General features: G+C 34.0%; 25 protein-coding genes. 13 read left to right on the forward strand and 12 right to left on the reverse strand.

Annotation, left to right across the window (positions count from 1 at the left end):
* Nucleotides 1-173: 173 nt before the first annotated feature.
* Nucleotides 174-446 carry a TylF/MycF/NovP-related O-methyltransferase gene (locus tag CAV_RS01585; protein ID WP_245807449.1) on the reverse strand — a complete coding sequence of 91 codons (273 nt, stop codon included), beginning with the start codon at nucleotides 444-446 and terminating at the stop codon, nucleotides 174-176.
* A 702-nt stretch (nucleotides 447-1,148) separates the two neighbouring features.
* Between CAV_RS01585 and CAV_RS01590 the strand changes: the two genes are divergently transcribed.
* The 7 genes from CAV_RS01590 to CAV_RS01620 are packed head-to-tail and all read left to right on the forward strand — an operon-like array spanning nucleotide 1,149 to nucleotide 7,159.
* Nucleotides 1,149-1,673: a CPBP family intramembrane glutamic endopeptidase gene (locus CAV_RS01590; protein WP_157676301.1), complete on the forward strand. Its 525-nt coding sequence runs from the start codon at nucleotides 1,149-1,151 to the stop codon at nucleotides 1,671-1,673.
* 43 nt (nucleotides 1,674-1,716) lie between these two features.
* On the forward strand, nucleotides 1,717-2,328 hold the full coding sequence (locus tag CAV_RS01595; RefSeq protein ID WP_094324773.1) for a UPF0323 family lipoprotein: 612 nt from the start codon (nucleotides 1,717-1,719) through the stop codon (nucleotides 2,326-2,328).
* A gap of 9 nt (nucleotides 2,329-2,337) precedes the next feature.
* Nucleotides 2,338-3,510 carry a glutathionylspermidine synthase family protein gene (locus CAV_RS01600; protein ID WP_094324774.1) on the forward strand — a complete coding sequence of 391 codons (1,173 nt, stop codon included), beginning with the start codon at nucleotides 2,338-2,340 and terminating at the stop codon, nucleotides 3,508-3,510.
* 3 nt (nucleotides 3,511-3,513) lie between these two features.
* Entirely contained in the window at nucleotides 3,514-4,446 is a 933-nt protein-coding gene (locus CAV_RS01605; RefSeq protein WP_094324775.1) for a D-2-hydroxyacid dehydrogenase, read from the forward strand.
* Nucleotides 4,436-4,927: a YajQ family cyclic di-GMP-binding protein gene (locus CAV_RS01610; protein WP_094324776.1), complete on the forward strand. Its 492-nt coding sequence runs from the start codon at nucleotides 4,436-4,438 to the stop codon at nucleotides 4,925-4,927. Before CAV_RS01605 ends, CAV_RS01610 begins: the two co-directional genes overlap by 11 nt.
* Nucleotides 4,928-4,935: 8 nt before the next feature.
* Nucleotides 4,936-5,445 carry a hypothetical protein gene (locus tag CAV_RS01615; protein ID WP_094324777.1) on the forward strand — a complete coding sequence of 170 codons (510 nt, stop codon included), beginning with the start codon at nucleotides 4,936-4,938 and terminating at the stop codon, nucleotides 5,443-5,445.
* The gene (locus CAV_RS01620; protein ID WP_094324778.1) at nucleotides 5,438-7,159 is read left to right on the forward strand and encodes an ATP-binding protein; all 1,722 of its coding nucleotides are present in this window, start codon (nucleotides 5,438-5,440) and stop codon (nucleotides 7,157-7,159) included. The genes CAV_RS01615 and CAV_RS01620 overlap by 8 nt, the downstream gene beginning before the upstream one ends.
* Here CAV_RS01620 and CAV_RS01625 read toward each other — a convergent pair.
* The 6 genes from CAV_RS01625 to thiH all read right to left on the reverse strand — a co-directional run bounded on the left by CAV_RS01625 (nucleotide 7,156) and on the right by thiH (nucleotide 11,914).
* Complete coding sequence (locus CAV_RS01625; RefSeq protein ID WP_094324779.1) at nucleotides 7,156-8,022, reverse strand: carbon-nitrogen hydrolase; 867 nt, start codon at nucleotides 8,020-8,022, stop codon at nucleotides 7,156-7,158. The genes CAV_RS01620 and CAV_RS01625 overlap by 4 nt on opposite strands.
* On the reverse strand, nucleotides 7,997-8,893 hold the full coding sequence (locus tag CAV_RS01630; RefSeq protein WP_094324780.1) for a cation diffusion facilitator family transporter: 897 nt from the start codon (nucleotides 8,891-8,893) through the stop codon (nucleotides 7,997-7,999). The genes CAV_RS01625 and CAV_RS01630 overlap by 26 nt, the downstream gene beginning before the upstream one ends.
* The gene (locus CAV_RS01635; protein ID WP_094324781.1) at nucleotides 8,884-9,864 is read right to left on the reverse strand and encodes an agmatine deiminase family protein; all 981 of its coding nucleotides are present in this window, start codon (nucleotides 9,862-9,864) and stop codon (nucleotides 8,884-8,886) included. Before CAV_RS01635 ends, CAV_RS01630 begins: the two co-directional genes overlap by 10 nt.
* 97 nt (nucleotides 9,865-9,961) lie before the next feature.
* On the reverse strand, nucleotides 9,962-10,138 hold the full coding sequence (locus CAV_RS08860) for a hypothetical protein (RefSeq protein WP_157676303.1): 177 nt from the start codon (nucleotides 10,136-10,138) through the stop codon (nucleotides 9,962-9,964).
* Between the two features lie 38 nt (nucleotides 10,139-10,176).
* The gene (locus tag CAV_RS01640) at nucleotides 10,177-10,785 is read right to left on the reverse strand and encodes a thiamine phosphate synthase (protein ID WP_094324782.1); all 609 of its coding nucleotides are present in this window, start codon (nucleotides 10,783-10,785) and stop codon (nucleotides 10,177-10,179) included.
* Nucleotides 10,775-11,914 (reverse strand): 2-iminoacetate synthase ThiH, encoded by a 1,140-nt coding sequence (gene thiH / locus CAV_RS01645; protein WP_245807419.1) that lies wholly within the window; start codon nucleotides 11,912-11,914, stop codon nucleotides 10,775-10,777. Before thiH ends, CAV_RS01640 begins: the two co-directional genes overlap by 11 nt.
* 93 nt (nucleotides 11,915-12,007) lie before the next feature.
* On the opposite strand from thiH, the gene CAV_RS01650 reads away from it, so the two are divergent.
* Entirely contained in the window at nucleotides 12,008-12,391 is a 384-nt protein-coding gene (locus CAV_RS01650) for a nuclear transport factor 2 family protein (protein WP_094324783.1), read from the forward strand.
* On the opposite strand, the gene CAV_RS01655 is transcribed toward CAV_RS01650, so the two are convergent.
* The 5 genes from CAV_RS01655 to CAV_RS01675 form a co-directional block, all read right to left on the reverse strand.
* Nucleotides 12,375-13,310, reverse strand: a complete 936-nt coding sequence (locus CAV_RS01655) for a glycosyltransferase family 9 protein (protein ID WP_094752795.1) — start codon at nucleotides 13,308-13,310, stop codon at nucleotides 12,375-12,377. The two genes, CAV_RS01650 and CAV_RS01655, sit on opposite strands and share 17 nt — an antisense overlap.
* Nucleotides 13,311-13,422: 112 nt before the next feature.
* Nucleotides 13,423-15,546, reverse strand: a complete 2,124-nt coding sequence (locus CAV_RS01660) for a heavy metal translocating P-type ATPase (RefSeq protein WP_094324785.1) — start codon at nucleotides 15,544-15,546, stop codon at nucleotides 13,423-13,425.
* The gene (locus CAV_RS01665; protein WP_094324786.1) at nucleotides 15,546-15,749 is read right to left on the reverse strand and encodes a heavy-metal-associated domain-containing protein; all 204 of its coding nucleotides are present in this window, start codon (nucleotides 15,747-15,749) and stop codon (nucleotides 15,546-15,548) included. Before CAV_RS01665 ends, CAV_RS01660 begins: the two co-directional genes overlap by 1 nt.
* Nucleotides 15,750-15,807: 58 nt before the next feature.
* On the reverse strand, nucleotides 15,808-16,116 hold the full coding sequence (locus tag CAV_RS01670; protein WP_094324787.1) for a DMT family transporter: 309 nt from the start codon (nucleotides 16,114-16,116) through the stop codon (nucleotides 15,808-15,810).
* Nucleotides 16,116-16,457, reverse strand: coding sequence for a DMT family transporter (locus tag CAV_RS01675; RefSeq protein WP_094324788.1), 342 nt, complete (start codon nucleotides 16,455-16,457; stop codon nucleotides 16,116-16,118). Before CAV_RS01675 ends, CAV_RS01670 begins: the two co-directional genes overlap by 1 nt.
* A 100-nt stretch (nucleotides 16,458-16,557) precedes the next feature.
* Here CAV_RS01675 and mnmG point away from each other — a divergent pair, with 100 nt between their 5' ends.
* The 5 genes from mnmG (at nucleotide 16,558) to CAV_RS01700 (ending at nucleotide 22,746) form a co-directional block, all read left to right on the forward strand.
* Nucleotides 16,558-18,426: a tRNA uridine-5-carboxymethylaminomethyl(34) synthesis enzyme MnmG gene (mnmG, locus tag CAV_RS01680; protein ID WP_094324789.1), complete on the forward strand. Its 1,869-nt coding sequence runs from the start codon at nucleotides 16,558-16,560 to the stop codon at nucleotides 18,424-18,426.
* Nucleotides 18,413-19,669 carry a DUF2920 family protein gene (locus CAV_RS01685; RefSeq protein ID WP_094324790.1) on the forward strand — a complete coding sequence of 419 codons (1,257 nt, stop codon included), beginning with the start codon at nucleotides 18,413-18,415 and terminating at the stop codon, nucleotides 19,667-19,669. Before mnmG ends, CAV_RS01685 begins: the two co-directional genes overlap by 14 nt.
* Nucleotides 19,670-19,805: 136 nt before the next feature.
* The gene (petA, locus tag CAV_RS01690; RefSeq protein WP_094324791.1) at nucleotides 19,806-20,309 is read left to right on the forward strand and encodes a ubiquinol-cytochrome c reductase iron-sulfur subunit; all 504 of its coding nucleotides are present in this window, start codon (nucleotides 19,806-19,808) and stop codon (nucleotides 20,307-20,309) included.
* A 1-nt stretch (nucleotide 20,310) separates the two neighbouring features.
* The gene (locus CAV_RS01695; protein ID WP_094324792.1) at nucleotides 20,311-21,567 is read left to right on the forward strand and encodes a cytochrome b; all 1,257 of its coding nucleotides are present in this window, start codon (nucleotides 20,311-20,313) and stop codon (nucleotides 21,565-21,567) included.
* 3 nt (nucleotides 21,568-21,570) lie between these two features.
* Nucleotides 21,571-22,746 carry a c-type cytochrome gene (locus CAV_RS01700; RefSeq protein ID WP_094324793.1) on the forward strand — a complete coding sequence of 392 codons (1,176 nt, stop codon included), beginning with the start codon at nucleotides 21,571-21,573 and terminating at the stop codon, nucleotides 22,744-22,746.
* Nucleotides 22,747-22,782: the final 36 nt, after the last annotated feature.

The raw sequence follows: 22,782 nt of genomic DNA on the forward strand, positions 1-22,782 counted from the left end.
AGGCGGTGTTCATAAGGGTGAATTCGAAAAAATTAAATGATAAAGATAGCTTGGAAATTATTGCTAAACAAGGCATTAATTCACTATGTTTAGCTTTTAAATTCCTGCCCAAAAAGCAGGAATTTTTACATCATCGCAGAAGTCCTCAGGCTCAAAGAAATTTTTACTTTGTCTTAAATTTTTTGTATTGCCACACTAATATCATCTCCTATTGCCACAAAAAATATTTTATGCTTTTTAGCAAATTCATTTACAGCTTTTTTAACTCCTGTAAATATTTCATCGTAGTAATCCTGCACTAAGATAACACCTCCGCTAATCATCTTAGGATAGAAAAACTCTAGTCCCGCTTTGATAGGCTCATAAAGATCAGCATCTAAAGAAACAAAGCAAAATTTTTCATCATCCAAACCCACAGCAGTATCAGGAAAATATCCCTTTATCACTATAGACAAGAACCTTCTTTATTGTCATCCATAAAACGTAGAGATGAAAACTTATTTTTATTTATCGCAAATTTTTCTCATACTTATGCTCAAATAAAAAATGATAAAAAATTTAAAAGCATAAAAAATTCATTTTTTTACGCAGGTTTTAGAACAATGTCTTTTTTTTCTTTTAAATATAAACGATAAGCTAAAAAAAGAATTTTTCATAAAAATTCATAGCAGTATTTTAGAATTTATCGACGATATTGATATTTCTTTTTATACAGAATATGAGAAAAAAATTTTTAAAAGCTTCAAAAAGAATTCTTTTAAAAAAGCTTTGCTTGTAATATTCACTAGGGCACGGTATGATAATATTTTTATTGTATACATAAATTTTTTAAAGCTATTTTTTTTACATAAACTAACAAGAAAAAAAGAATACAAAAATACATATTATTTTTTGCTAGATGTTATAAAAAAATATAAGAGATTTAAATAGGATTTTGGCATTATTCAAATTTTGTGTTAATTCCTAGTTATATTTTATAAAATACATATAAGCACACATCTTGCGGCAGTTCTAAGACTAGCAGTATTTTCTAATCTTAAAACAAGTGTATTTAGAACAGAATTAAAATGAGCAAAAGCTTATAAATTCTTGCTATAATGCCTTTTTATAATCACACAGGAAAGTCAATTTTGTCACAAACAAAACTTATGCTAATTGCAAGCTTTATCTTTCTTGCCTTTGCTCTTATCTTGTATTATTTTACATCCATGCTTTACAACAAGCACTTTGTAGGCATTTACCCTGTGAATTTAAGCTTGCATTCTTTCATGACGCTATTTGCTATTTTGTTCTTGCAGCTTGCCTTGATGTTTGTATCTTTTAAATTTATTCCCAAAAAATACCTTTATGAAAAGGCTATTAGGGATTTGGCTTGCGAGAATTCTTTAGCCTTTTTGTTGCTAATTTTTTTGCTTAATTCTTTGGCCGAGGAGCTAATTTTTCGCGCTATTTTGCAAGAAAATTTTGGCATTTTGCTAGCTAGCGTACTTTTTGCAGCCGCACACATAGCTTATTATAAAAAGGTATTTTTGCTGATATTTGTATTTGTGCAAGGCTTGTTATTAGGGCTTTTGTATGAGCTTACTAATTCTTTGTTATTTTGCGTTTTAAGCCACACTGTGTTTAACTTTCTCACTGTTTATCTAATCAAAAGAAAAATATTAATTTATTAATTATTATTTTGCTAGAATTTAAGAAAAACTAGCAGGACATACAATGAAACACATAAAAAAAGTATTACATCTTAGTATGGTAGGTGGCTTAGTGGCAGTGAGTGCCGGTGCTTTAGCAGCTTGCGATAATTCGCAAAATCAAATGCCAAATCAAGGCTCACAAAACACACAAAATCAGGGAGCCTTTGTCATTATAGAAGAAACTGCACCCGGACAATACAAAATCAAAGAGCAGTTTCCAAGTGCTGAAACAAGAGTGGTTTTACAACAGCTTGATGGCACTGAAAGGGTTTTAACGAAAGAAGAAATGGATGAGTTGATTAAGGCGGAAGAGGCTAAGATAGACAATGGCACCTCAAATTTAACTAAAGATAGTGCTAGTATGAGTTCTGGCGGGCTTTCCTTGGGCGAAGCCTTGCTTGCAAGTGCAGCTGGTGCGATAATTGGCTCTTGGATAGGCTCAAAGCTTTTTAATAACCAAAATTTTGCTAATCAGCAAAGAAACGCTTTTTCAAACCAAAGTGCATATCAAAGAAGCGTAAATAGCTTTAACAACCGTGCTACAAGTGCCCCAAATTCAGCTTCCTCTCGCTCGGGCTTTTTTGGTGGACAAAAAAGCGGTACAGCTGCTGGCTCTCAAAGCTATGGTTCTTAAGGCTTTATGATGAATTTTAAGAAAGTAAATCCCCTTACAAAAGAGTATTTAGAAAGCATAGGTTTTTCTTGGCACACAGATAAGGACGGCTCAAACTACCTAGAAGATGAGATAATTTGTATAAGTGAAAATGAGGCAAATGCCTTTTATGAAGCTAGTAATGAGCTTTACGATATGTTTGTAGCAGCGGCTCAAAAGGTCATAGATGAAAACCGCTTTGATGAGCTTGACATACCTTTTAACCTAATAGATGCCATAAAGATGAGTTGGGAAAATGATGTACATTGGCATCTTTACTCAAGATTTGATTTTGCTGGTGGGCTTGATGAAAAGCCTATAAAATTGCTTGAATTTAATGCTGATACTCCAACCACACTTTTTGAAACTGCCATACTTCAGTGGGCTTTGCTAAGACAAAATGATATGAATGAAAGCTCACAATTTAACAGCCTTTATGAAAGCTTGATGGATAATTTCAAAAGACTTATAACGCTTGATGATAGTGTTGATAGCTTTGATGAGTATTATGAGGGCTGGAAAATTCTTTTTTCTAGCATAGCTGCAAATTCTGAGGATGAGCTTACTACAAGACTTCTTGAGCATATTGCAAAAGAAGCTGGCTTTAATACAAATTTTTCTTTTATAGATGAGATAGAATTTTCACCCGAAGGCATTTTTAAAGAGGGGATAAATTACGAATATCTTTTTAAGCTCATACCTTGGGAAAATATAGCCATAGAAGAAGGCGAACTTGCTATGCTTTTAACACAAATTATAAAAAATCAAAAGGCTATCATCTTAAATCCTGCTTATACCTTACTTTTTCAAAGCAAGGGAATTTTAAAAATTTTATGGGAGCTGTACCCAAATCATCCCTTACTTTTAGAAACGAGCGATAAGCCCTTAAAGGGTAAAAAATGCGTTAAAAAGCCTATGTTTGGTAGAGAGGGAGCTAATGTAAGCATTTTGGATGAAAATGGCGATGTGATACAAGAAAATGGCGGAGAATACTCAAACAACAAATTCATATATCAAGAATTTACAGAATTAAACTCAAAAGGTGAAAACTACTATCAAGCCGGTGTGTTTTTTGCTTATGAAGCTTGTGGCTTAGGCTTTAGAAAAGGCTCTTTTATAATGGATAATTTTGCTAAATTTGTAGCACATTATATAAAGGAGTAAAAAATGAAAATAGTATGCCTAGATGCAAAAACCTTAGGCTCTTATGATTTGTCTAAATTTAAGGACTTTGGAGACTTTGTAAGCTATGATTTGACAAAAAAAGACGAGGTTATACAAAGGCTAAAAGATGCTGATGTAGTGATGATAAATAAGGTTGTTATAGATAAGGAAGTTATGGATAATACCCCTATAAAACTCATACTAGAAACCGCCACAGGAGTAAATAATATAGATGTAGAATACGCAAAGCAAAAAGGCATACTTGTAAAAAATGCTGCTGGATACTCTACAAATAGCGTTTTGCAGCATACCTTTGCTCTCATTTTTGCTTTTTTAAATCAAATTCCATTTTATGATAAATGGAGCAAGGACGGATCTTGGTGCAAGAGCGATATATTTACTGATTATAGTAGAATTTTAAACAACCTAAATGGTAAAAAGCACGGCATTATAGGACTTGGTACCATAGGCAAGGAAGTGGCTAGAATTTCAACTGCCTTTGGGGCTAATATTTGCTACTACTCAACATCTGGTAAAAATAGCGATAAATCTTATAAACAAGTAAGCTTAGATGAGCTTTTAAAGACTTGCGACATAATAAGCATACACGCACCCCTAAATGAAAACACGAAAAATTTACTCACAAAAAAAGAGCTTTCTTTGATGAAGGAAGGTGCTATTTTGATAAATGTGGGACGCGGTGGCATAGTAAATGAAAAGGATTTAGCTGAAATTTTAGATGAAAAGAATATAAGAGCAGGACTTGATGTCTTGGAAGTAGAGCCTATGTTAAAAAACCATCCTTTATTAGCTGTAAAAAATAAAGAAAGGCTGATAATCACTCCACATGTTGCTTGGGCTTCCTTTGAGTCCTTAAATGCCCTAATGGATATAGTTTATAATAATTTAAAAGAATGGATAGAAAATGGCAAGTGAGCATAGTTTTGATATAAGTGCTAGTATAGATAAGCAAGAGATAAAAAATGCCTTAGAACAAGCAAAAAAAGAGCTTGAAAACCGCTATGATTTAAAGGGCGTTGCTTGCGAATTTGAGCTTAATGAAAAGGAAAGTATTTTTACCCTGCATTCCTCAAGCGAAGCAAAGCTTGATGTCTTAAAGGATATTTTAGTATCAAAGCTTATAAAAAGAGGTATCAACTCAAATTCCTTAAAAGAGCTTAAAAGAGAAAGCGGAGCTAAGTACAGGCTTTTACTCAAGGTAAATGATAGCATAGATACAGAAAGTGCAAAAAAGATAAATAAGGCTATAAAAGATAGCAAACTAAAGGTAAATTCACAGATAAGAGGCGATGAAATTCGTGTCAGTGCTAAGCAAATAGATGACTTACAAGCTGTGATGAGACTTGTTAAGGATTTAAATTTAGAACTAAGCCTTTCTTTTAGGAATTTAAAGTAGGGCAGGCTTTGAAAAAACTAACACTTCTTTTTTTAAGCATAGTATTTGTGGTATTTTTTAGCTCTTGTGCTTCAAAGTATGAGAGATACAGCAAAAGTAGCGCAGTTTTTGTTACATTTAAATTTCCTAGCTTAAATTTCAAATTTAGTGATAGCGGTTTTTTGTATCTCAATGAAAAAAGGCTAAGGCTTGAGCTTTATAAATTCGGCCAGACCGTGTTTTTTGTGGAGATTAATGATAAAATTTGCACAAATTACGCCTGTTATGATAAAAAGCTTTTTAATCAAAGATGGTTTTTAAATGCGTATTATGATGATTTGCTAGAGGATATTTTAAGGGCAAGACCTATATATGAGGCTAGGAATTTGCAAAAAACGCAGTGCGGTTTTAGACAAGATTTTAGCACGCAAGGCCAAAATTTAGTCTATGAGCTGTGCCATGATGAGCTTTCTTTTTATGCTATAAAGGACGGCGCGCAGCTTTTTTCAATCAAAATGCGTAGGTTAAGCAATGAGTGATTTGAAAGAATTTATCAGCCTAAGCGATATTAAAAAAAGTAAAATTTATAAGGAGCTGTCTTGCTCCTTGCCGCAAGCCTTGATACTAAAAGAGCTTTGCAAAAATATGCTAGATGGCATTAATAGCGTAAATGTTTTCGCTCTTTTAAGTAAGCTTTTTAAAAAGAGCAAGTATGAGTATTTAGAGCATTTGCAAGACATTAAAACCTTGCTTGACTTGGGTCTAGTAATTCATCCTTATACTATGTTTAAATCTGAAAACAAGCACAAACAGTCTTTGTTAATGCTTTTGCAAAGTGATGTTGCCTTAAGCGATAGTTTTATATATTTTATAGAGGGCATTAAGGATGTTAAGCTTGATAAAACGCAGGCTTATGAGGATTATTTAGAGTACTTAAAAGATGAGTTTATGAAAATTGAGCTTTATCAAAAGCTAAATTTAAGCAACAATGCCTTTAACAAAAAGCTAAAAGATGAGATACAAAACCTCGAAAAACACATACAAAACAGACTTAAAAAAAGCAAATTTAACAATATCCTAGCTCAAATTTTTAAAGAGCATTCTTTAAATGAAAAAGAGGCTTTGATTTTTACTGCCTTGCTTAAGGAGGAGTATTCTTTAGATAGCGAAAACTCAAGCAACAGAGAGCTAAATTCACTCCTTAACTTAATCAGTGCCAATGAGTTTGAAAAGCTAGAAAACAAGGCCTTGCTAAGCGAGGGCTCAAAGCTAATAGAAAGAAATTTGATTGATTATGATGAGTATTTAACAAATTTTGGCGATTTTAGCAAAAGCTTTTATATAAGTGATGAGTTTTTACAAAGGATTATAAACTCAAAACAAGCAAGCAAGAACAAAAAGCTAGAATTGCAAAGCATTATAAAAGAACAAGATATTTTCGAAGTGATAGAACCAAGCACGGATATAAATGATGTCATAATGCCAAATTCAACTAAAGAGCTTTTAGAAAATATCCTAAAACAGCAGGACAAAAAAGTCTTGCAAAGACTGAGCGAGTGGGGCATAAAAACAAGTAAAAATATAGAAGCAAAGATTATTTTTTATGGGCCTGCTGGAACGGGCAAGACGATGTCTGCCTTAAGCATGGCAAAGTCTATGAAAAAGTCTGTTTTAAGCTTTGACTGCTCTAAAATTTTAAGCAAATTTGTGGGCGAGAGCGAACAAAATGTGAGAAAAATTTTTGATACTTATAAAAAAATTTCCTCATCTTGCAAGCACAGTCCAATCTTGCTTTTAAATGAGGCCGACCAGTTTTTAAGCACTAGGATAGAAAGTAGCGGTGGTTCTGATAAAATGCACAATCAAATGCAAAATATTTTCTTAGAACAGATTGAAAGATTTAGCGGGGTTTTAATAGCCACTACAAATTTCTTAGAAAGCTTAGATAGTGCTTTTTCAAGGAGATTTGATTATAAAATAGAATTTAAAAAGCCAAATTTTGAGGAAAGGGAGCAAATTTGGCAAAGGGCCTTGCCTAAAAAGGCTAAATTTGATTCTAAATTTAGCGTACAAGAGCTTGCTATGTATGAGCTAAGCGGTGCTCAAATCATCATGGTTATAAAAAATACGGCCTTAAAAGCTGCGATTTCAAAAGACGGCATTTTTAAAATGGATGATTTTTTAGAAAGCATTAAAAAAGAGCTTGATTCTAGCTTTGATAAGGTTAAAAAAGTAGGTTTTGCAAACGCTTAGTCGCAAAACCTTTTTTGTAAATCAGCAAAATACTCTATGCGTCTATCGCGTAAAAATGGCCACCAACGCCTTACTTCCTCGCTTCTTTTTAAGTCTATGTCTATGATTTTTAGGCATTCATCCTTTTCATTTGCTCTAAAAAGCTCCTCGCCCTGTGGTCCCACCACAAAAGAGTTGCCCCAAAATCTTATTCCGCCTTTTGAGGCGTTTTTCTCAAAGCCTACTCTATTAACCCCAACAACAAAAAGCGAATTTGCCACAGCATGTCCTTTTTGCACTAAAATCCAAGCCTCAAGCTGCCTTTTTTTCTCTTCTTCCTCATCCTCATCGAAAGAACCAATCGCGGTTGGGTATATAAGTAAATCAGCTCCTTTTAAAGCCATTATCCTAGCAGCTTCTACAAACCACTGATCCCAGCAAATAAGCACCCCAAGCTTTCCAATGCTCGTTTTTATAGGCTCAAAGCCCAAATCTCCTGGAGTAAAATAAAATTTTTCATAAAACTGCGGATCATCTGGTATGTGCATTTTGCGGTATTTTCCAGCTATGCTGCCATCTTTTTCAAAGACCACGGCGGTATTGTGATAAAGCCCCACTGCTCTTTTTTCAAACAAGGAAGAGATTAAAACCACTGAGTTTTCTTTGGCTACGTCTGACCAAAATTCCAAGTCCTTTTCATAATCATTTGCTAAATCAAAATTCTTAATATCCTCGCTTTGACAAAAATACTCACTTTGATGAAGCTCAGCCAAACAAATTAACTCTGCTCTTTGCTTAGCGGCTTCTTTGATGTAAGCACAAATGCTTTCGTTTGTCTTTTCTTTGCTTCCTTGAAATTTATGCTGAATGAGTGCTATTTTCATTTAAATCCTTTTTAAAATCATCGTAAGGGTCAAGATGCATTATGATTTCCCATTTTTTATCGCTAAATTTGGTTCTTATTTGCTCTTCTAGTTGATGACTTATATCGTGCGCTTTTAATAAAGATATTGTAGGTGAAAATACTAAATGAACACTTAGGTAGTTTGTTTTGGCCGTGCTTCTGCTTTTTAGTAGATGAAGTGTCTTTACTTCGTCATTTGCCAAGATAAGATTTTTAATCTCATCTACAATCTCTTTGTCTAAAGCCTTATCAAGCAACATTTCAAAGCCATCTTTGGCTATTTTATAGGCTCCAAAGATAGTATAAAGGCTGATTAAAATTCCAAAAATCGCGTCTATTATGTAAAATTCGCTAAAGTATATGAGCAAAAGTGCTAAAAAAGTGGCTGAATTCGTTAAAAGATCCACCTTGTAATGCAAGATATCAGCCTTTAAGATGAGGCTATTTTCCTTTTTTAAAATTTTATTTAGATAAAACACCAAAAGCAAACTTACAAAAATGCAAAAAAGTATGGTAAGAAGTGCGGGTATTACAAAGCTAATTTCTTCTTTTGTAAAAAGTTTTTTAAGGCTTTGAAAAAGTATAAAAAGTCCAACGCCAGATATGATGAAAGCTTCTATCAAGGAGACTAAACCCTCTAGCTTTTCGTAGCCAAAATTATATTTTTCGTTTGAATTTTGCTCTGCTTTTTTTAAGGCTAGGGTGTTTAAGATAGAAACAAAGCTATCAAGTAAAGAATCAATGGCTAAAGAGAGCAAAGCCACGCTACCGCTTAAAAGCCCTACTATAAATTTGACAAAGGCTAAAAATAGGGCTATTAAACTAGCTATAATGGTAGCTTTTACAGCCATCTTTGTCCTTTGAAGCGGTTTTGACAAGAACAATGCAAAGAGCCATTTTGTCTAACAAAGACTAAGGCATCAAGTCCTATCACATCTTTATCTGGTAAGGCTTTTTGTAATTTTTGTAAAACAAGCTCATCATTTTTATCATTATAAGTAGGTACTATAAGAGCATTGTTTATAAAGATAAAATTTGCATAAGTAGCTGCAAGTTTTTTGCCTTCATAAAATTTAGCACTTGGCAAAGGAAGTTCTAAAAGCTTGAAATCCTCTTTTAAAAGCTCTTTTTTCATGGCCAAAAGCTCAGCATAATGCTCATCATTTTTATCATCGCAACTAGAAATGACTACTGTATTTTCATCTATAAATCTTGCTAAGGTATCTATATGAGAATCAGTATCATCGCCTCTTATGAAGCCATTTTCAAGCCAAATTATTTTGCTAAGATTAAAAAGTTCTTTTAGTCTTTTGTCTAAAATCTCTTTTGAAAGCTTGTTTCTATTATCATTTAAAAGGCATTTTGTGGTAGTTAGCATAGTGCCTTGGCCGTTAAATTCTACGCTTCCGCCCTCAAGTATCAGGTCTATATTTTCCAGTCTAGTTTTAAATTTGGCCTTAAAAAGCTTTTCATTTACTTCATTATCAAGTTTGCTTTGGAATTTATCGCCCCAGGCATTAAAGATAAAATTTAAAGAGCTTAATTTGCCGTCTTTTAAAATGTCTATAGCACCATAATCCCTAATCCAAGTATCATTAGTCTCGCAGATAAAAAACTCAAGATTTTTCATATCTTTGAAAGGCTTAAAATCACTTTCATTTGGAGCTATTAAAAGCACTTTTTGATACTTAGAAGCTATCTTTACAAGCTCAATATAAGAGTGTTTTATCTCATCTAAGTAGGCTTTCCAGTCTGTATTTTCGTGCGGTAGGGCGAGGATTAGGTATTCTTGCTCGCTCCACTCTGCAATAGTCTTTATCATTTAAAACCTTTTTTGATAATTTTATCACAGTTTGTATGGATTTGAAAAAAATATAAAAGATGAGGATATGCGCCCTAAAACGCATATGGAAGAACTGTTATTCGTTTAAATCATCATTAACTTTTGAAGTTACCTCAAGAAGGTCAAAAGCCGTGATAAACTGGTCTAAATTTTCATAGTGTAAAACAAATTCCTCAAGCAAAAGCTCTATATCGTCTCTGCTAAGCTCTAAATAAGCTGTTCTGTCATTTGGATTTTCCACCCTAACAATCATTAGCACCCTCCTAGTTTTTTATGAAAAAGATTATTTTATCAAAAATTTATTAGCTCTTTGCATTTTTTTATGTATTTTTTGACATTTGTATTTTGCATTAAGGCGCTTTTCATGCAAACCCCGTGTATGTCGTATTTTTTAAGCAAGGAAATATTTTCTAAATTTATGCCCCCGATTGCATAAATGGGAAGGGAGTTTTCTTTTAAAAGATTTTCTAAAAAGCTTAGTCCTTTTGGCTTTAAATTCGGCTTTGAAGAGCTTTCAAAGATGTGTCCTGCTATGACATAATTGCACTTATACTGCCTTGCAAGGTAAAATTCCTCCTCGCTATGTATGGAAGTGCCTATTAGATGAAAGTATTTTACTAGCCTTGGTTCTTTTGAAAGTATGTTTAAAGGGCAGTGAAAATACCTGTGGTTTAGCTTTAGTGCCACCCTGTCAAAATTATGCAAAATGCACTGAATTTCATACTTTTTACAAAGTTTTAGCACCTCAGTGGCTAAATCTTGATACTCAAATTCGCTAAGTTCCTTTGCCCTAAAAATAAAGCTATCTATATTTGCCTTACAAAGCTTTTCAAGCCTTAGCAAAAAGTCTTCCTCGGCTAAGCTTAAATCACTCACAGCTATGATTTTTTTAATCCACATAATCACTCATCACAGGCTGAAAATTCTTATCTTTTAGCATAGTAAAAATTTCTTTCACGCTTCTATTGTCTGAAATTTCAAACTGCTCATCACCTTTTTTCTCACTTGCGTGCTCACCTATGGCTACGCTTACTCCTGCACTCATCTTTGTAGCAGCTATCTTAATGGCATTATCCCTAAACTTAGCATTTTCCCTGCTTGAAATAACAATATGCGCAAAGGGTAAGAAAATTCTATAAGCACAAAGCACCTGTAAAAGCCTTTTATCGCTTACATCCTTAGCAGAAAGTTTAGCATTGTTTATGATAGGTCTTAGTCTTGGCACGGATAAAGAAAGCTCAGCGTGAGGATAGCTTTGCTGTAAAAAATGTGCGTGAAGTGCAGTAGCTAGGGCGTCTTTTCTAAAATCATCTATGCCAAGCAAGGCTGCAAAGGCAACTCCTCTCATACCAGCCATCAAGGCTCTTTGCTGAGCGTAAAATCTATAAGGCATCACGGTTTTTTCGCCCTCGATGTGAATTTTTTGATATTTTTGCGGACTATAAGTTTCTTGAAAAACGGTTACATAATCGCAGCCATTTTTATGCAAAAGCTCGTATTCACCTACATTTAAAACATAAATTTCAACCCCAACAACCTTAAAATACTCCTTTGCTATCTTACAAGCTCTAGCTATATACTCAACACTAGCAAAGTTTCGCCCTTCTCCTGTTAAAAGTAAAAGTTCTTCTAAGCCGCTTTTTGAAATTTCTTTCATTTCAGCTCTTATCTCAGCTTCGCTAAGCTTTGCCCTTGCTATTTTATTTCCCTTTTGAAAGCCACAATACACGCATTTGCTAGCACAAAAATTTGACAAATACAGCGGGGTAAAAAGGGCTTTGTTGTTTCCAAAATATTTTTTAGTAAGCTTGGCTGCTTTTTGCGCTAAATCTTCTATGAAATTTTCAGCCTCCACACTTAATAAAGCCTTTAAATCCTCTATGCTTGTATGGCTTGAATTTAGGGCTTTTAAGACATCTTTTTTTGTGTAAATATCGCTTTCATAAGTATCTCTTAAGGATAAAACCTTTTCAAACATCGTAGAATCTATCTTTTGCATATAGGGCAGATACTGCATACAATCACGCACTTTTCATCCTTTCTGCGAAAAAGTTTAACAAATTTAAGTAAAGAAAATTTAACTTAAAAGGCTATAATTTGCACAAAAAATCAAAGGATAAAAATGAAAAATTTCTTATTTTTTTGCCTTTTAGCACTCTTTGTTACAGCTTGTTCTACAAACAATCCTACTTATGTAAGTAAAGATTACATAAAGGCTATACAAGAAGATGATATAAGAAGGGCTAAAAAGCTTGTTTATGTGCCAGCTAGCGTGCAAAGTGAGTTAAGCAAGGAAGACATCGATAAGGAGAGCGAAAAAAAGATACTTTCCTTAAAAAGTGGCATAGATGATATAAATAGCTGCGAGGTGGTAAAAACTGAGGAGATAGGAGGACTTGCTACAAAGGTTTTTATGGAGTGTAAAAATAAAAATGGCAAGATAGTAGATAAAGACTTTTCTGTGATAAATGACGGAGGCACTTATAAAATCATACTAAGTCTTTAAGCACACTTATCACAAAGTCTGGCTTTAAGTCCCTCATACAGGCATTATGCTTTAGGGGGCAAATCCTTTTCATACAAGGCATACAAGGTAAATTTAAATGAAGAAGCCTTGCGTTTTCATTTAGCCAAGGGCTTGTCTTTGTGAAATTTGTAGGACCAAAGATAGCTGCGGTTTTTATCTTATAAACAGCACCTATGTGCATAGCACCGCTATCATTGCATAATAATAAATCTAGACTTGAGATATGTTCACACAGCTCTTTTATACTAGTTTTTCCGCATAAATTCACAACCCTAGCACCGCCTTTTAAAAGCTCTTCTTCTATGCTTTTATTAAGCTCAAGCTCTTCTTTTGAACCAAAGAGTAAGATGGTGTGAGTATCTTTAAGGCTTAAAGCAGAGCTTGCAAAATAACTTGGCTCCCATATCTTAGCCTCTCCATACTTAGCTCCTGCACTTATACCAAGTAGCTTTTTATCGCTTTTTATCTTTTTAAAGGGCAAGAAAAGCTCCTTATCCTCTATGTCTATATTCAAGCTTTCTTCTATGAATTTTATGTATCTAAGCACTTGGTGTTTGTCTTGGTGTTTGTATTTATTATAAACATATCTTTTTTTTGTCTTTAAAAGAAAGAGTAAAATTCTAGCTGAAGCTGCACTTCTAAAGGAAAAGGCATAATCAAACTTATATTTTTTAGCAAATTTTATGTAGTTTAGATAACGCTTTTTTTTGTTTTCAAGCTCTATGCTTACATTTTGTAAATCTTTAAATAGCTCACAAGATACAAAGGAGCCAAATAAGACAAAATGATAGTCTTTAAAATGTGCAAACAAAGCCTTTAAAGCCGCAGAGCACATAACAGCATCTCCAAGCCAAGTAGGCAAATTTACGAAGATGTATTTTTTATCATGATTGTTCATGTTAGTCCTAGAAATTTTTTATAAAAATTTATTTAATTTCTAATTTTATCAAATATAAAATTTTAGCAGCATAAATTTTTACTCGGCCGTGCTTAACTTTTTATTATCTATACTAAGCCTTAAATCCTCTAAGTCTTAGGGAATTTAAAACCACAGTTAAGGATGAAAAACACATAGCTAGGGCTGCTAGGTGAGGACTTAGTTTTATAAAAGGCACAAAACCAGCTGCTATAGGAATGCAAAAGCCGTTGTAAATACTAGCCCAAAATAAATTTTGTTTTATTAAAGCAAAAGTTTTTTTAGAAAGCTTAAAGCAATACTTAAGCCTACTTAAATCATCTTCTAGCAGGATAAAATCTCCTACATTTTTGGTAAAATCAGAGCCATTATTCATAACCACACTTATATTTGCAAGTTTTAAAGCAGCGCTATCGTTTATACCGTCTCCAACGAAAAGCACTAGTCCCTGTTCTTGGTATTTTTTAACAAAGTCTATCTTGTCCTCAACAGATAAATTAGAGTGATACTGTTTTATGCCTAGTTCTTTAGCACACAAGGCTACGCTGTTTTCATTATCTCCGCTTAGTATAACAGGAGTGATATTTTGCTCTTTAAGATATGATATTAACTCATAGCTTTCTTTTCTAGGCTCATTTTTTAAGCATATTACGCCCTTACAAGTGCCGTTTTTTACAAAATACACAAGCACGGGTGCAAACCTTGAATTTTGCCTTACAAAGTCCTCATCTTTTTTCTCTATGATAAAGCCTTGCTCTTCTATGAATTTTTTATTACAAAGTGCGTAAGTATCATTATTTTCTTCATATAGCATAGCTCTTGAGTTTATGGTGCTTACCTTGCCACTTAGGCTTTTGTTTGTAGAGTATTTTGCTAGGGCTTTGCCTATGGGATGAGAGCTTAGTTTTTCGATATTTGCTGCTAAAAGAAAATCTTTTTCATCTAAATTATGCTTAAAAAGCTCTAAGCTATCTTTAGTAAGCGTGCCCGTTTTATCAAAAAGGGCAAATTTTACCTTTCTAAAATGCTCCAAAGAAGCTGGGTTTTTAATAAGCACAAAGCTTTTCATAGCATTTGAAAGGGCTAAAACCAAAGCAAGTGGAGTGGCAAGTCCTAAGGCACAAGGACAAGATATCAATAAAACCGCACTTGTGTGTAAAAAAGCCTCATTTAGGCCGGATTTAAAAAACCAAAAAGCAAAAACACAGGCTGAGATAAATATTATAAAAGCCACAAAATAAGCTGAAATTTTATCAACTATCCTAGATATAGGAAGCTTTTGCTCGCTAGCCTTAAAAACAAGATCTTTAATAAGCTCTATCTTGCTATCCATAGCCTTTTTACTAGCCCTTACCTTAAGCATACCAGAAACTAAAACGCAACCTGCTAAAAGCTCATCATTAGGTCTTTTTAAAACAGGCACAAATTCGCCATTTATCGCACTAGTATCAAGCTCGCCCTCGCCGTTAATCACTACGCCATCGGCACTTAAGGTATCTCCTTGTTTTAAAAGCATTATATCGCCTTCTTTTACTAAGGAGCTTAAAATTTGCCTTTCCTCGCCCTTTTCATCTAAAATTCTTGCATACTTAAGATCCTTGCTTTGTAAATTTTTTTGATAAGAAAGAGCCTTTAATTTAGCATTTTCCTCTAAAAATTTCCCAAGCAAAACAAAGCTTACTATCATACTAGCTTCTGCAAAATATAAATGTGTGTTAAAAAATCCCAAAAATGTAAGCATAGAGTAACTAAAGGCTGAAAGCAGTCCCAAAGATACTAAGGTATTCATATCCAAAGACTTATGCAAAAGTGCCTTAAAAGCATTTATGAAAAAGCTTTTACCGCAGTAAAAAATCCCAATGACTCCAAGTATAAGCTGGATAAGACTTGAAAGCTCACTATGTAAATACATATTAAAAAGCATACAAACAAGGCTTATAAAAATACTAGAAACAAGGGTGTATTTAAGCTTGTTTAGCTCTTTTAACTTAAAGTCCTTTATATCCTCCTCATCTTTTAAGACTTCAAAGCCAAGAGATCTTATCTTTTCTACAATCTTATCCTTAATATTTTCTTTTTCTAGCAAAAAAACCCCGCTAGAATTCACAAAAGATACGGAAGCCTCGCTAACTCCGTCTATCTTTTTACAAAGCTTTTCTATGGAATTTGAGCAATTTACACAGCTCATCTTTCCTATCTTAAGTCTTAATTCTTGCATTACAAAGCCCTTAAAATAGGGAAATTTAAATCGCTCAAAGCCTCTTTTAAATTTTCTATCTTATCATCGCTTAGCTCAAGACTAAGTATGGCTGGTTTTGTTGAAAAATCCACCTCAACCTCGCCAAAATCAGCCCTTAAAGCGTTTTTAATCAAATTCGCACAGTTAGCACAATTTACATTATCTACTTCAAATTTTTTCATATCTTGTCCTTTTATTTTTTGCAAGGATTATATCAAAAAAAACAAGATTTATCTTAATTTATAAATTTAGCAAGATCACGGCTATTATCACTACAACTATGCCTAATATGCCTATAAAATTTAGCTTTTCCTTAAAAAAGATATAGCCTCCCAAGCAAGTGCCTATAATGCCAAAGGCACCCCAGGTAGAATAAGCCACACTAAGAGGCACATACTCAAGGCTAAAATACAAAAGCACAAAGGCTAAGATAGCAAAAAAGATAGAAGCAAGCCCCCAAAGATAATGCTTAAAGCCGTCTGATTTTTTTAAGAGTAAATTTGCGATTATGTCAAGCAGGGCTGAAAAGATGATGATAAAGATATACATTAGTGTTTTGCCTCGCCTAAATTTATCATTATTATGCCTATAAAGGCTAGTATTAGTCCTAGCATTTGCATTGAACTTAGTCTTTCATCAAAGACAAAAAAGGCTACAAGTATGATTAAAACCGCACCCAAAAGCTCCCAAACTGCATAAGCTATACCAACTTGAATTTTAACTATAGCCTTTCCCATAAAATAATAAGAAAGTGCTATAAAAATGCTCATCATAAAAAGTGCGTAAAAGATATTTTCTTGTTTTAAAAAGCTAGTGCCAAGAACCTCTGCTACTATGGCTAAGATGAGAAAAAACCAAGCCACTAAGGTAGCTTTGCTTAATGTTTTCACTTCAAACCTCGTTTTTTAGGACGTAATTATAGCTAAAATATTTTAAAAACAATTTAATTCTTTATGCTAAAATAGCTCAAAAACTATGTAAAAGGCTAATATGAATTTTGATATTATCGTGGTTGGTGGAGGACACGCCGGACTTGAAGCAAGTGCCGTGTGTGCTAAAATGGGAAAAAAAACCCTACTTTTAACAACGCTTATAGAGCAAATCGCAGCTGCATCTTGCAACCCGGCTATAGGAGGACTAGCAAAGGGACATCTAGTCAAAGAAATAGACGCTATGGGTGCTTTGATGGGGCAAATTACTGATTTAGCAGGGCTTCAGTTTAGAATTTTAAATGAAAGCAAGGGTGCGGCGGTGCGTGGAAGCAGAGCACAAATTGATATGGATATGTATAAAATTTATGCTAGAAATAAGCTTTTTGAGCTTGAGAATTTAGAGCTTTCGCAAGAACAAGTTTTAAGTTTTATCTTTAAAAATGATGAAGTCATAGGGCTTAAGACAAATTTAAACAATACTTATTTCGCCAAAAAAATCATACTTACAACAGGCACTTTTTTAAGCGGACTTATACATATAGGAGAGCAAAAAATCAAGGCTGGTAGGGTGGGAGAATTAGCCTCTTATGAGCTTTCAAACTCGCTTAGCGATATGGGTTTTAAGCTTGGTAGGCTAAAAACAGGCACTTGTCCAAGAGTAGATGCAAAAAGCATAAATTTTAAAGAGCTTGAAATTCAGCACGGAGATGAAAAGCCAAAGCCCTTTTCTTTTAGGACTAAGAATTTTAACCCCAAACAACTTCCTTGCTACATAGCAAGAACAAATGAAAAAACACACGATATTATAAGAGCAAATTTCACAAGAGCACCGCTTTTTACGGGACAGATTGAGGGAGTGGGACCTAGGTATTGCCCATCAATAGAAGATAAAATCAACCGCTTTGCTGATAAAAATTCTCATCATCTTTTCATAGAGCCGCAAACAAGGGCTGCTACAGAATACTACATAAACGGCTTTTCAACCTCCTTGCCTTATGATGTGCAAAAAGAAATGCTAAGAAGTATAAAGGGCTTTGAAAATGCTAAAATAACACGTTTTGGATACGCAATAGAGTATGATTATATAAACCCAACCGAGCTTAAACACAGCTTAGAAACAAAAAAGATAAAAAATTTATACTGTGCAGGGCAGATAAACGGCACAACAGGCTACGAAGAGGCTGCAGCACAAGGCTTTATGGCAGGGATAAATGCGGTTTTAGCCTGCGATGAAAAGGAAAGCTTTATACTAGGACGAGATGAGGCTTATATAGGTGTTTTGATAGATGATTTGGTAACAAAGGGCACACAAGAACCATATAGGATGTTTACCTCAAGGGCTGAGTATCGCTTACTTTTAAGGGAGGAAAACGCTATATTAAGACTATCTGAATATGGCTATAAATACAAGCTTATAAATGAGGATGAAATTTCAATAATAAGAAAGCTAAAAGAAAAAATAGATAATGGGCTAGACTATCTTTTAAATACCGAGCTTAGACCAAATAAAGAAAATAATGAATTCTTAGAAAGTATAAATGAGGATAAAATAAGCTCTATAATCTCTTTGCAAAAGATAGTAGCAAGAGCTTCTTTTAACAGAGAAAAACTAAAAAAACTAGACAAAAATTTTGAAAATTTAGACGAGTATAGCTTAAATGAAATTTTAAACGAGGCAAAATATCATCACTACATAGCTATGCAAAAAGAGCAAATCGAAAAAATGCGTTCTTTAAGTGAGCTAAAAATACCTGCAAATTTTGATTTTAAAAGCATTAGTGGGCTTAGTAATGAAGTCGTTGAAAAGCTAGAAAAAAACTCTCCAAAAACCCTTTATGCTGCAAGTATGATAAGTGGCATTACTCCTGCTGCACTTGATATACTTCAAATTCACATAAAACTAGGGGCTAAAAATGCTACAAATTAAAAAATATGAGATAAAATCCTGCGATGATGTAGAGCTTAACATAAAAAGAGAATCCTTGCTGGAATTTAGCCTTAGCTTTGATGATGAAAAAGAAATAGAGGCTATTTTATTTATCATACCAGGACTTGGAGAGGATAATAATTCTAGCTATTTAGAACACTTAGCAAGTTATAGTGCGCAGAATTTTAATGTAGCTGTGTGTTTGGTGCAGTACCACTGTATAGGCAATAGAACCCAAACGGGCTGCAAGGTAGTCTTGGATGATTTAGATATTTTCATACTATCTCAGGCTTGTTCTAGTATAGGCATAAATATACCTAAGAAATTTATGCCGCTAAATAAGTTGCGAATAACAAAAAAAGAACATCTTTTATTTGATTTTTTGGATAAAAAGATTGCCAAGTTAAAGGCTGATTTTGAGATAGCTAGGAGCTATCGTATGAATCTTAGCGTTACTTTAATTCCCACTAAAAATGAATACAATAATTTTGGCATTATGAGTGCTACTGATATAGTAAATGCACTGCTTCATATCAAAAAAAATCCGCCTTTTAAAATTTCAAACGGGGGGGGGCGTTTAAAACATATCTTTTTGGGAACTTCGCACGGCGGTTATCTGGCGCATCTTGTGGCTAAAATTTCACCTTGGAATGTGGACTGCGTGGTCGATAATTCAGGATACGCCATTATACCTTGGAGGTTTATAGGTTTTGGTAAAGAAATAGATTATACCTTACATTCAAGCACAGGTATAATTCCTTTGGATTACGAGCATTTTTCCTTACGCGGCTTTGATAAAACTATGTGGAATAGTAATAAATTCTCGCCTAATTATTTTTCAAATGCAAGGTCTAGGATTAGAAATATCTTAGATGAAGAACATTTAAAAATACAGGCTAAGTCTAGTGAAATCAAATACATATCCTATCACTCAATTCTTGATGATGTAGCTTATGCTAATGATAAGATAAAGCTTTATGATTTGCTAAATGATTTGGGCTTTGATGCAAAACTTACTGTTGTTAGGGATACAAGCCAAATAGATGGAAAATTCATCAAAAATTTAAGCCACGGTATGAAGATGAGTATAAAGACCTTGATTAGTAAAAGTTTGCAAGAAGTTCTTAACTATGATAGTAAAAAAGATACTGTGAAAAAAGAAATATCATATAAAAGCGATGAAATTTTATATACATTTAAAGAAGAGGATGATAGTTTGCGTCTTTCGTGCGAAAATATTTGATATGAAATTCATTTTGTAACCATTTGTCTTTATTTTATATCCAAGCATTAGTTTAAAGAAAAATTTTATTTTTCTTAAGATACAATGACAAGTTATTAAATTTTTTGTACAAACTTTTCTCAAGAAAGGACTTATAATGCTAGAATCGCAAGGTAGACGAAGTTTTATAGGCTTTGCATTTGGCACTGTAGCTGCTGTGGGCGGAGCCTTTTCGCTTGTTGCTATGAAAAAGACTTGGGATCCGCTTCCAAGTGTAAGAGCCGCTGGATTTACCACAGTGGATTTATCCGGAATGCAAGAAGGTGAGCTAAGAACGATAGAATGGCGTAAAAAGCCTATTTTTATTCTCAAAAAAAGTTCTAGTATGCCTCAAAATCCTAAGAGAGAAATCAGCATAGATAACTCTCCTTATGTTGTTTTGATAGGACTTTGCACTCACTTAGGTTGCATACCTGCCTTTTCAGCCAGTGAGCAAAAATTTAAATGCGCCTGTCACGGCGGAGAATTTAACACAGATGGCATAAATACCTTTGGACCACCTCCTAGACCTCTTGATATACCTCCATTTAAGATAGACGGAACTAAGCTAGTTTTAGGTGAAGAGGGTCCTGAATATCAAAAAATGATAGCGGAGGCTTAAGATGGCACATATTAGAAAAGCTGAAGGCTTTATTGATTGGCTTGATCAAAGACTAGCAGTTAAAAAACTAGTTAATGTTTTAATGGTGGAGTATTGGATACCTAAGCAAATAAATTTCTTATGGGCTATGGGTGTTATCCTAACAGTTCTTTTTAGCATACTTTTTATAAGTGGTTTATTTTTACTTATGTATTATAAGCCAGATGCTGCCTTGGCCTTTGATAGCGTAAATAAAACTATAATGCAAGAGGTTGAGTATGGCTGGCTTTGGAGACATATGCACGGTGTTGCAGCTTCTGTAATCTTTTTGATTATCTACATACATATGCTTACTGCTATATATTATGGCTCTTATAAAAGAGGCAGAGAGATGATATGGATAAGCGGTATGCTTCTTTTTGTGCTTTTTTCAGCGGAAGCCTTTAGTGGATATATGCTTCCTTGGGGACAAATGAGCTTTTGGGCTGCACAAGTTATTACTAATCTTTTTGGCGGAGTTCCTTTTATAGGCGATGAGCTTGTTATATGGATAAGAGGGGATTACGCTGTGGCTGATCCTACACTTACGAGATTTTTTATGCTTCATGTATGTTTGCTACCTATAGTTATAATAATGGTTATAGTATTTCACTTTTATGCTCTTAGAATTCCTCATGTAAATAACGAAATAGCTGAAGAAATAGACTTTGATATAGAAGCTGAGAAGTATAAAAAAGGAGACACAAAGGGTTCTAAGGTAATTCCTTTTTGGCCAGCCTTTTTATCTAAGGACTTTATGTATATCTGTATCTTTATGATATTTTTCTTCTATCTTGTGTGCTTTAACTATAATTTTGCAATGGATCCTATAAATTTCGACCCAGCCGATGCGCTTAAAACTCCAGCACATATATATCCTGAGTGGTATTTCTTATGGTCTTATGAGGTTTTAAGAGGATTTTTCTTTGATATAAATCTCTTTGGCTTAAAAATATCAGCCTTTGATATAGGCTTAGTTGCCTTTGGTATAGCTCAAGTAATATTCTTCTTGCTTCCTTGGTTAGATAGAAGCGATGTAGTAAAACCAGCTCACCACAGACCTAAATTTTTTATATGGTTCTGGCTTTTAGTGATAGATTTAATAGTCCTAACAGTTTATGGCAAACTACCTCCAACCGGAATTAATGCTTGGGTTGGTTTCTTTGCTTCAATAGTATTCTTATTACTTTTACTTGTGGTTTTACCTTTGATAACTAGAGCGGAAAATAAAAGGGGTTAAAAGATGAGAGAATTAAAAATATTTTTTGTAGTAGCCTGTTTTACGGCTCTGGTTTATTGGGGTGTTGAACCTTACGCGCATTCTGTTATGAAACCTCATGTAAGTCCTGCAAATTTTAATTTTGCTGAAGAGGATATAAGTTTCGCAAAGTCTGTTTTAGAGCTCAGACAAAAAGAGTTAAATTTAGCAAATGAAGAGCTAGAAAAAGCAAAAACAAGCAATGACGCAGAGCTTATAAAAGCTGCCGAGGCAAAGCTAAGTGGGGCGCAAAAAAGCTTAGATGTGGCACAAAACAGCTTAGATGCTAATCAAAAACTTTGGGATAGAGTAGAGCAGATGGGCGATTTAAGCAGGGGTGACGCTACTAAGGGAGCTGAATTTTTTGCAACAAATTGCTATGCTTGTCACGGCTTAAAAAGTGCTGGACTTGAGGGAAACATACCCGATTCTTCCATATATGGCGTTTTACCTCCTGATTTAAGTTCAGCTGGCTTGCTTTATGACGAAAAATTCCTAGCTGCTCTTATATATAATCCTTCAGTAGCTTTAAAGGTAGACCATAAATTTGGCGAAGCCTTTGTGATGACAGCTTATAATGAAAGTATAGGCGATCCTACAGAAGTTGTGAACGAAAATATAGCAAATGTTATAGCTTACTTAAAAGAAGTAGGAAAACAATATGACGAGGCTAAGAGTGCTGAATTTAAAAAAGAAATAGAGGATAAATACTCTAAAATCACAGATTTGAGCCCTGAAGCAAATAAGACTATGATAGAAAAAGAATTAGCTTTTGCTAAGGAGAAAAATACTTTCATAGAAGCTTGCGGAAGATGTCATGATATGAGATATGATTCTTTCAAATCTCTTTCAGCACATAGTGATTTGAAAAATTATTTAGGCACAGTTCCACCTGATTTGTCTATGATGATTCGCTCAAGAGGCTATGAGTATATAAATAATTTCACAAATAATACTCAAAAACTCCTTGCAGGAACTGCTATGCCAAGAGTTGGGCTCAACGAAGAAGCTCAAGCTAAGGTTCTTTCTTATATAGAAAAGGTAGGTGATAGCAAGAAAGAAGAAAGAGAAAGCCTAGGAATTTACATAATGGTTTTCTTTGTAATCTTAAGCGTATTTGCTATAGCTTGGAAACGCAAAATTTGGGCTAACCTACACTAATAAAACACAAAAGCACTGTAAAAGGTGCTTTTGTTT

The sequence above is a fragment of the Campylobacter avium LMG 24591 genome, assembly GCF_002238335.1.
Classification (GTDB): domain Bacteria; phylum Campylobacterota; class Campylobacteria; order Campylobacterales; family Campylobacteraceae; genus Campylobacter_D; species Campylobacter_D avium.